Source organism: Micromonospora globbae (assembly GCF_003610785.1).
In the GTDB taxonomy this organism is placed as follows: Bacteria; Actinomycetota; Actinomycetes; order Mycobacteriales; family Micromonosporaceae; genus Micromonospora; species Micromonospora globbae.
The window spans coordinates 1-8,964 of the sequence record NZ_RAQQ01000056.1 but is presented as its reverse complement, the minus strand read 5'-3'; the positions used below and the strand labels follow the sequence as shown (position 1 = coordinate 8,964).

Genomic DNA, 8,964 nt, shown 5'->3' with positions numbered 1-8,964 from the left:
GCGGCCATCGCGCATCACTCTCCTTCACTGGGCTTAGCCGTCTCGAAGGATCGCGCGGTGGCCGTCTCCTATCTACCCAACACGCCCATCACGGGCAAGTCGTACACCACTTCCGTGGACGCAACCCCGATGACCTGGTGCGCTGGGCCAAACTACCACCAGCCCTCGACAGCGTGGACCTCGCTCCGTACCTTCATCTGGCTGCTTCATTCACCGGTCAGGTTTTGCTCGATGCCGGCCTGCCCGAACGTCTGCGTGACATCACGGCCAACCTGCTCTCCAGCAGCCGAGCGGAACAAAAGTCTGTCACCGATGCCGACATCGCGGCGCTCATGCCAGCCGATGCGCGAGAAATCGTGCAACATCTTGGCCGCATCGCTCGCGACCGGAAAGCCCAGCAACTCACTGCGGTTGTAGGTATGTTGCGCATCGCCCGCATACATGAGTCGGTCACGGAGATCACGGCGAAGTCGCTCGGAGCCATTCCCGTTTCAGAGCTGCGTACAGCGACTGTGCTTCGCTTCACCCCTAGCGACATGGCGATGTTCAAGGGCGTGCTGGAGAGCTGGCAGACAAAACTGCCGGACGGGGAAACGCGGAGAGCAATCGGCGGACTCCTCGGGGGCCAGATCGTCTAATGGGTACCAAGGGCTCGTACACCGGCGGTGGCGGCGCAGCGGGCAAGATGCTGCGCAAGACCATCGATGACTGGCTTGACTCCCTACCGCCGACGCCGCCGCCGAAGGAGCGACCGGATAGACCAGATGATCGACCGCCAGTCCCTCGGCTGCGCCCTGAGCAGCTGCTACCAGCTATTGGCCTGCTTCGGCCCGCTGCCGGTCAGGCTGACGGGCCGGGCGGGGGCGGCGGTGGAGGCAGCGCTGGTCGTGGCGGTGCGGGCGCCGGCGGCGGAGGCGCCCAGCGCTCTGCCGCGCGTTCCGCGAGAACTGCTGGCCGGGCAGCCGCAGCGGCGTACGGACTGAGGACCGGCAACGCCGCTGTTCTTAGGGAGCTGGGGCTCGACTACGAGCGCCTGCGCGCCAACCCTGATCCCATCGACGTAACGCGCCAAATCGTCGCGGCGGCGTGTGGCCCGCTGCCCGACGGCACAATCGAAGACGACGAGCGGCGGGCCGTCGCGGCGTTGGTGACTGAGTGGGTCTTGGAGTCTAACGCCGATGGCGCCCCGCCCACCCCTGAGGAAGTGGTGCGCGAGGCGATCGCCCGGATCATCTTCGAGGCTGCCAGCAACGAGACCGCGGCACGGCTACGCAAGGGCGAGCGGCCGGCATGGGCCAGCGCAGAGGCCGAAGGTCAACTACTGGAGATCGCCCATGCGCTCGCGCTTCGGGCTCCGCTTTCTACCACAGGGCCGACAGCGGAGGAGTTCTCCCGAGCTATTGAGCAGGGCATAGAGGCCATGAGGCTCATACAGGGGGTTTCCTGATGCCTGCCTACACCATGCGGTTCCGCCTACCCGAAAAGATCTCCCCAGGTATCGCCGCATCGCGCTTCTACTGGTCACCGAATGACCTTGGCTCCTTCATCTCGCCCTTCGGACCGGGTCTCGGCCTGCTCGGGCCGGTGCCAGAGCCGAACATCGAGCTGGTCCGGCTTGCGGTTATGGTGTACGCCGCCGATCGCTCAACGCCGCGGCGCGCTGGCAGCTCCAACTGGTCCTGCCGTGATTTGGACATTGAGGTGCCGGTCCAGAGGCCAGAACGGTGGGAGCCGGTTCGCGAGCGGCTTGAGGCACTGCTGGGCTTCCTGTCCGGAGACGCATGGACACTGCAGTTCCGTCAGGCGACCACGCCCACCGAACAGGTCAGCGCGTACCGCTACGGCGGTGCTAAACGGGTGGTGCTTGCCAGTGGCGGGGCGGACTCCACGATCGGAGCGCTTATGTCCCGCCACGGCCTGAGAGACGCGACCCACATCCTGGTATCCCACGTGGGCGCAACCAACATTGCACCAGTCCAACGGAACATCGTCCAGCAGATTGGGGCGCTGATCGCCGGGCCCGAACAGTTCCACCGGCAAATCCGCTTCTCGCGTAGGCAGATGCAGCCGGGCGGCTTCCCCTTCCATAACGAATACTCCACGCGGACCCGCTCCCTGTTGTTTCTCGCCCTCGGCCTCGCCGTCGCGTCCATCGAGAGGCTACCCTTATGGATTCCGGAGAATGGCTTCGCCTCGCTCAACCCGCCAATGACATCCGACCAACGAGGCACCCTGTCGACCCGCACCACGCACCCGTTGTTTCTTCAGCAGCTGTCCGATCTCGCGACTGAAGCCGGCGCCCACGCGGAGATTGAGAACCCCTTCGCCCTGATGACCAAGGGCGAGATGTTCGGCATGGCGGCTGATCTGGTTGGCCTGGATGCGGCGTCGTCACTGTTGAGCGCTACCCACTCGTGCGCGCACACCGGTCACCGCAGCCACCGTTTGCCGGTCAGTAGCCACTGTGGTGTTTGCTTTGGCTGTCTTCTTCGGCGTGCGTCGTTCCTCGCCTCCGGCGTGCCGGATCGGACGAACTATCTCGTAAACCATGAGGCGCGACCCGAGGCGTACCTGCGGAACAAGTCGGTTGAGGCTTCCATCCGGCACTTCGTGACCCGCGGTCTGCGCCCTTCCGACGTGAGCGTGCTCAGCCTGCCACCTTGGTACTCCACCCAGGATGCCTATGGGCTTTGTAAGCGAGGGATCACTGAACTGGAGCTGCTGTTCGCATGAGAAGGCCACTTCCACCGCTGGACCTGCACGCGCATATCGACGTCAGCGTGCCTAAGGACGATCTCCGCGGTCTCGGGGCCGTTATTTTTGCCGCAACGCGCTCTCTCGAAGAGGCCGCCAAGGCGTTGGAGCGCGGAGACGAGACTATCGTCTGGGGCGTCGGTAGCCACCCCGGGCTTGCCCGAAGCCATACCCGTTTCGACGAAGGAACCTTTAGATCACTTATCGAGCGCACCCCGTACGTCAGCGAGTTCGGGCTCGACGGCCAGAGTAAGGTCAATCTCGACCGACAGCGTCAAACCCTCCAGCGGGCGCTGACAGTCCTGGCTGAGATGCCTCGGGTTCTTAGCCTACACAGCTACGGAGCGACGAACGACTTGCTCGCCGAGTTGGAGAAGCGCATGGTGCCTGGCGTTGTTCTCCACTGGTGGCTAGGTGATGCGGATGCGACTGCCCATGCCGTTGATCTCGGCTGCTACTTCTCTGTAAACGCATCGTCGGCGCGCCGGCGAGAGGTGCTGGATGCCATCCCGTTAGACCGTCTACTAACCGAGACGGATCATCCCTTCGGCGACCGAACCTCGGCACAGCCGCGGCTCCCCGGCAACGTTGCAACGGTGGAACAATCGCTGGCCCGGCATCACCGGGTCTCGATGGAAGACTTTAGGCGGCAGATTTGGCGCAACCTGGCGCAACTTATACACCACGCCGGTTGCGGTGCGCTGCTGAGCCGACGGATACGAGCCATCCTCGCAACGGTTCCGCTTTCGTGACAGGTCGTGTTGGTCCGCTTCCGGCCCTGTCAACTCGGCCGAATATGGTGCCTGGGACGGCTCGGGAACGCCACCAAAGACGATGGCACACTCGCTCCGGCGGGACGCCGCACATTTGGATCAGTGGAGACCGCAGCGACCTTCCGGATCGGAATCCTGATGGCTTTCAGGCGGTGGCTGGAACGAGGGCAGCATCGTGTAGCAATAATTGCCATTCTGCATGTCCGCGGCGTCGCGCGCCCCTGGCGGCTCGGCTGAAGTCGTCCTGACTCGTGCAACCGATGCGGCTCACAGACTTGCCATCCGAGCTCACCGGCTGCCACACCATCTCGCCCGCTCCCCAAGGCATAGGCAGTCATCCAGGCCTGCGCAGGCCTGCTCAGCCAATCCGGTATCAACCACCGCCGAAAGTCGGATGCAGCGAAGCTTGTTGCGGGAACACCAGCAATCACTCTGCCCGTACGGTCTGTAGGTCGTTACTTGCCGCCACAGTCAGGGGAGGGGCGTGGATGCGGCCGAGAAGAGTTACCTTGCTGGACATCGGGCTGGACTCCTCGTTCGATGCTGCGATGACGTTCGTGCAGTCAACACTCCAGAACATCAACGCCGGATGCGACGAGCCTGTCGTGGATATCGACTTCGTCCGGTCGCGCGATCCCGACACCGTGCTCTCTGCCTTCACCTCATCCTGCGATGTCCTGCACGTCATGGCCCATGGTGATCACAGCGTCACCCCGTCGTTCACCAGCACGGACGGCAAGGTCACCATCTCCTTCGAGCAGCTTGGGGAAGTCGCGGCAGACCAGGGCAAGGGAATCTCGACCGGCGCGATCATCGCGGACGGCTGCAAGACCGGCACCGGCGCATGGCAGAAGGCGGTACGGGACTGCCTTCAAGGCGAGGTCACATACATCGGCACCTCTTCCATCATCGGTTGGCACGAAAGCGGCGTTTTCAGTTCCGCCTTCTACGGCGCCCTGTTCCGCAATCGGGGCCGCGGCGTGAAGCCTGCCGACCAAGCTCAAGACGCCGCTACCCGAGCCATCGACGCATACACCCTGCTGACGGACAAGAACTGTCCCTTCAAAGTCACGACCCTTAAGCCGAGCCAGCGCGCCCGCACGCTGCTCGGCTAGCAAGGTGGAGCGAACGGGGCGCTCGACCATGAACGCACCGCGCCAGCCGCACGTCACGACCCCGAACGTGAGGCAGAGCCGATCACGTTCCCATCTCGGCTTCCGGAGGTCGCGTCCGTGCTGTCGCATCTGGTCGGTGTCCGCAGGTTGGGCAGGTGCTATCGAGTGCTCGTTGGCGTACGGTCCGCTGCCGTGCGGCTTGGCTGGCGATGGCGGCAGCCAACAGCGCTGCGCCGGTGAGGAGGATCGCCACAGTGGTGGTGGCGAAGTCTGTCAGGCTGGGTGCGCCGCTGCGGCTGCCCGCGATGGCCTGGCTGAGTTGGTTGGCTCCGAACAGGCCAGCTGGGGTGGCGAGCAGCAGGGCCGCCCAGAGGCCAGCGTCGTCAGCCCGCAGCGCGCGGCCGAGCCCGGCGATCAGGACCAGTGCGAACATCAGCCCACCGACCATCGCCAGGATCTCCGGCGTCGAGCGGTACGAGGTGAACCAGTTCCCGCCGTTCTCCGCGGCGGCGAACGAGACGGAAACCGCTGTTCCGAAGCCGGCGGCGAGTGGCGGCAGACTGCGTCCGACCCAGCTGGGATGGGTGGGTAGCGCGAGGGCGGTCAGGCCGAGCGCGACGGTGGGGATCAGCACGAACAGCGGCGGCCGGGGCTGCCCGGTGAGGGCGGCCGCCGGCGGTAAGGCGATGGTCAGTAGGAGACCGGCGGCTGCGGCGTAGCGGGCCCAGCGCCCGGGCAGCGTGGTGGCGGTGAGGCCGACGAGTAGCCAGCCGAGCCAGGCGGCGGCGCCGAGGGTTTGGAACGGTCCGACCGGGTCGAGTCCGGTGATGCGGGGGTCGTTGAGTTCGACTTGGAGGAATAGGAATGCCGCGAGGGCGATCAGGGTGTTCAGTGCGGCGGTCGCGGCGAGTGGGAGGGCGTCGGCCAGCCCGAGGGCGCCGTAGGCGCGCAGTCGTTCTCTGAGTCCGGCGCGGAGCAGGTCGAGGGCGTCGCGCGGGGACGGCCAGCGCCGCTGCGGGCCGACCAGGTCGAGGTACGTTCCGACGATCTCCTCTCCCCGCTCGGCTTGGTAGCGACGGGGGTAGGCACGGAGCAGCCGCCGGTAGCGGCGTTCCAGCGGCGACCTGGTCTCGGCCGGCCCTGGGATCGGGTTGGGCGGGTTCATGCCGGACCTCCGGTCGGCCGAAAAGCGGGCCGGACCGCCGGCCCCGGACGGCCAGCGGAGCCGTTTGCCGTGCTGCCGCCGGCGCGAAGGGTGCCGGCCGGGCGGGCCTTCAGGCGTTGGGTGGCGGCCTCGACGTTGCGGCGCAACCGTTCGGTCTCGGCGGCCAGCACCGACCTGCCCGCGTCGGTGAGCCGGTAGTAGCGGCGTAGCCGTCCCTCGACAATCTCCTCCCGGTCCGGCTTGACCAGTCCCTCGTCGGTGAGCCGGTCGAGTGCGCCGTAGAGGGTGCCGGGCCGCAGCGCCAGCCGCCCGCCGGACAGCGCGGCGACGTCGGTGATGACGCCGTAGCCATGCATGGGCTCCCGCGCGAGGGCGGTGAGGATCAGGAAGGTGGGCTCCTGCAGCGGCTTTGGTGTAGCCATAGCCTCAATATATCGGCGGCCGAGCTATACCGGCAGCAAAGCGGCGAGAAAGTCGTGCACAGGCGGTGCGTCGACCCGGGCCACTGCGGGTTAGCACTCGGCCGTTGATCGTCTCGTCACCTCGGTTTATGCGGCCGCAGCCGGCAGAGAGGCGGGCCCGGGAGACCGCAGCCGGAGTGGGGACGCCGGTGGCCGCGCGGGTGTGGTGGTGAACCAGCCGCGAAACGCCGACGACCGGGGTGCGACCACGGCGGCCCGCCCGTACGCTCGCCGGGTCGTGGCTGGGGTGGCGGCTGGCCGCGCTGGGCGGGCCAGGTCCATCGCTCGGCGGGCGTTACGGGCGGCGTCGCACATGCCGCGCTGGCCGGCGCACTGTAGTTTGCGGCAGTTGCCGCAGTTGTCGGGCTGGTGCGCGCCGATGACGTCGAAGGCGAGCCGCCACAGGAGTGGGTCGGTCACATCGTCGGGCATCACGGCAAGCTTGCTGAGGCGTTCACGAGGCATGGCGGGAACCCTTCGTCGATGGGTCATGTCGTCCGCCGAGGAGGGGCGGATGGACAACGGACACGATCGACGCTCACCTTTCGCGGAAGGTCAAGTCGTCTCGCCCGGCGGCGGTCCGGGCCTGGCAGCGTGGAGGCTGTGACTACCAGCGATAGTTGGCACTTACCAGCCGTAGTTGGCGCCGCGGCCACTCGGCATGGCATCGCTTGGAGTGGTTGAGGACGATTGGTGGCCGAGGTAGGCGCGATACTTGGCCACCGTCGTGTCGGCGGCTAATCCCTGGTTCTCTCCGCGGCTTTGGACACCGGTTGAACGTCAGTCTCAGCACCGCATGATCGTCTGAGGATTTCGTGTCCAGGAGTTTCGACACCACCACAAGGCTGCTGCTCCGATGCCGGTCAAGCGGGCTCGATCGGGGTGTGTTTCTTTCTGGAGTGAGCTACAAACCGGTGATCATGAGGGCCGGCCCGTGTCTCCGCTGGTCGGCGTCGCAAGCGGCATTCATGGATAGCTCCAGGAGGCGCCACTCGCTGCCGAAGCCGCATCGCAGCTGGCCAGGGCCTTCTCGGCGATCTTCCTCAGAAAGAAACACACCCCTCTTCGGCCAGGCCTATACCGACCGACCGGCTACCTCAACGCGGGGAACGCCAGCAGCGCCGACCGGATGAACTCGACGTCCTCGTCCGCGTCTTCCCCGACCTCCATGAGCGCCTCGTGCGCACCCAGCCGGTTGTCGTCCGCGAACGTCCAGTTGTTCTCAGAGTCGCCCGCCGCCCAGAACAGGACAGCCGCGTTGTACTTCACCATCGCCAACCCAGCGAACGTCAGCGGCTCGGGGTGCGGGTTGCCTTCCTGGAGCATGTCGATCAGTTTCGACTCCGCCTCCTGGCAGGCCGCCAACGCTGCCTCAAGATCGCCGGTGCAGATGTGGACCGCCGCCAGGTTGTTCGCGGTACGCGCGGTGGCGTACTGCTCCTGCCAGTCGTCCAGGTTGCGGCGGGCGTTCAGCACGGTCTCGATGGACGCAGCGTCAGGGAACGGCTCAGACCTCGACTCGACGTACGGCGGCCGGCCCTCGCCAGTCAGAAGGAACTCGCGGTGGCCGTTGATACCTTCGATGATGGGATGAGGGCCAGTCATGGCTCAAGCCTATGGGCGGCGCGCGCCCACGATGTCACCGGCGGCCACGGCTGGCTGATCGACATGCTCGCGCTCACCCGACTGCGCCTGCAAACCTCCGCCGACCGTTCCGAGCGCTGGGACTCGCACCCCTATATCGAAACAGATCAGTTACATGACGCCCGGCCGACACGCGGACACATTCAGTGCCAAGAATCCCGGGGTGTCGGTGCCAACCACAGCCGGTGCCGAATCGGAAACCGGAGGCTGCCGAATCGTCGCAGTGCCAACTACCGCTGGGAGTCACAGAGGCACGCGTGGCCGAAAATCCGCTGGTCGTCGGTGCGCGGAGGGGCATGGTGGCGATTCGAGCAGTCTCTCGGCCGCCGGCGGGAAGATTCGTTAACGCTTGTCAACGAGACGCCGCGCGGGCTGATACGGCACGGAGTTCGTCGGGCTGGCGGCGCCCCACGGCGATCCGGTTGCTCCGCCGTCGGTGACGCATGTGACTGCCACAGCATGATCTGGCTTCGGCCTGTCGTCGGCGCCGCCGATCATGGCCCTCAGGCTCGCTGATGGAACGTCCGCCGACCAACCAGGCTCGACCGGCGAGGGCACGGCCGAGGCCAGCGCGCCGGTGACGTTTCGTAGTGTTCAGGCGGTGGTGGTGACGGTTCTTGGTGGGAGGGTGAGCGGTGGCGCGTACCTGGCTGTCCGTACGGGTCGAGTTGGTCTCGGGTCGCGGCGTCGACCTGTGGCCTCGGCCGGGCAGGGTCTTCGCGGCGAGCCGGTCGCATACCTTCGCCCAGTTCGCTGACGCGATCGATGCGGCGTTCGCCCGTTGGGACCTGGCCCACATGCACATGTTCACGCTGGCCGACCAGACCCAGATCACGCCGCTTGAGCTGTGGGACGGCGAGGCTCCCGAGGGCAGCGTCGACAGCGACCGGACCAGGCTGAGTCGCCTGGGTGGTGGCGAGCAGTTTGTCAAGCCCCGGGTTTGATGGAGAGTTGGTTAGCTGGTTTTCAGGGGTGCGGTGACCGGGTGGGTCATCGCGTGTAGCGCCTCGTACTCGGCGGGTGGGACGTGGCCGAGTTCGCCGTGCAGCCTG

Annotated in this window: 9 protein-coding genes and 1 pseudogene; 7 read left to right on the top strand and 3 right to left on the bottom strand. The window is 66.3% G+C overall.

Features of this window, described 5'->3' with window-relative positions; genetic code table 11:
- From D7I43_RS32625 to D7I43_RS31685, 6 genes and pseudogenes are all read left to right on the top strand, one after another.
- Positions 1-638 (top strand): annotated as a pseudogene (locus tag D7I43_RS32625) (hypothetical protein); the annotation flags it as partial.
- Positions 639-764: 126 nt separating this feature from the next.
- On the top strand, positions 765-983 hold the full coding sequence (locus tag D7I43_RS32910) for a hypothetical protein (RefSeq protein ID WP_158610198.1): 219 nt from the start codon (positions 765-767) through the stop codon (positions 981-983).
- 224 nt (positions 984-1,207) lie between these two features.
- Positions 1,208-1,447, top strand: coding sequence for a hypothetical protein (locus tag D7I43_RS31700; RefSeq protein ID WP_147427368.1), 240 nt, complete (start codon positions 1,208-1,210; stop codon positions 1,445-1,447).
- Positions 1,447-2,733 (top strand): 7-cyano-7-deazaguanine synthase, encoded by a 1,287-nt coding sequence (locus D7I43_RS31695; protein WP_120332237.1) that lies wholly within the window; start codon positions 1,447-1,449, stop codon positions 2,731-2,733. Before D7I43_RS31700 ends, D7I43_RS31695 begins: the two co-directional genes overlap by 1 nt.
- Positions 2,730-3,506 carry a TatD family hydrolase gene (locus D7I43_RS31690; protein ID WP_120332236.1) on the top strand — a complete coding sequence of 259 codons (777 nt, stop codon included), beginning with the start codon at positions 2,730-2,732 and terminating at the stop codon, positions 3,504-3,506. Before D7I43_RS31695 ends, D7I43_RS31690 begins: the two co-directional genes overlap by 4 nt.
- A gap of 530 nt (positions 3,507-4,036) precedes the next feature.
- A complete protein-coding gene (locus D7I43_RS31685) occupies positions 4,037-4,642 on the top strand; it encodes a hypothetical protein (RefSeq protein ID WP_240033318.1) in 606 nt (201 codons plus the stop codon).
- An 82-nt stretch (positions 4,643-4,724) separates the two neighbouring features.
- On the opposite strand, the gene D7I43_RS31680 is transcribed toward D7I43_RS31685, so the two are convergent.
- From D7I43_RS31680 to D7I43_RS31665, 3 genes are all read right to left on the bottom strand, one after another.
- On the bottom strand, positions 4,725-5,807 hold the full coding sequence (locus tag D7I43_RS31680; protein WP_120332234.1) for a GlsB/YeaQ/YmgE family stress response membrane protein: 1,083 nt from the start codon (positions 5,805-5,807) through the stop codon (positions 4,725-4,727).
- On the bottom strand, positions 5,804-6,229 hold the full coding sequence (locus D7I43_RS31675) for a PadR family transcriptional regulator (RefSeq protein ID WP_120332233.1): 426 nt from the start codon (positions 6,227-6,229) through the stop codon (positions 5,804-5,806). Before D7I43_RS31675 ends, D7I43_RS31680 begins: the two co-directional genes overlap by 4 nt.
- 1,131 nt (positions 6,230-7,360) lie before the next feature.
- A complete protein-coding gene (locus D7I43_RS31665) occupies positions 7,361-7,873 on the bottom strand; it encodes a hypothetical protein (RefSeq protein ID WP_120332232.1) in 513 nt (170 codons plus the stop codon).
- Between the two features lie 674 nt (positions 7,874-8,547).
- On the opposite strand from D7I43_RS31665, the gene D7I43_RS31660 reads away from it, so the two are divergent.
- Complete coding sequence (locus D7I43_RS31660; protein ID WP_204985334.1) at positions 8,548-8,856, top strand: hypothetical protein; 309 nt, start codon at positions 8,548-8,550, stop codon at positions 8,854-8,856.
- Positions 8,857-8,964 lie beyond the last annotated feature (108 nt).

What these genes read in the sequence shown, in the direction of transcription:
- D7I43_RS31675 (WP_120332233.1), bottom strand. Translation starts at nt 6,229, where the DNA reads ATGGCTACACCAAAGCCGCTGCAGGAGCCCACCTTCCTGATCCTCACC.
- D7I43_RS31695 (WP_120332237.1), top strand. Translation starts at nt 1,447, where the DNA reads ATGCCTGCCTACACCATGCGGTTCCGCCTACCCGAAAAGATCTCCCCA.
- D7I43_RS31680 (WP_120332234.1), bottom strand. Translation starts at nt 5,807, where the DNA reads ATGAACCCGCCCAACCCGATCCCAGGGCCGGCCGAGACCAGGTCGCCG.
- D7I43_RS31690 (WP_120332236.1), top strand. Translation starts at nt 2,730, where the DNA reads ATGAGAAGGCCACTTCCACCGCTGGACCTGCACGCGCATATCGACGTC.
- D7I43_RS32910 (WP_158610198.1), top strand. Translation starts at nt 765, where the DNA reads ATGATCGACCGCCAGTCCCTCGGCTGCGCCCTGAGCAGCTGCTACCAG.
- D7I43_RS31665 (WP_120332232.1), bottom strand. Translation starts at nt 7,873, where the DNA reads ATGACTGGCCCTCATCCCATCATCGAAGGTATCAACGGCCACCGCGAG.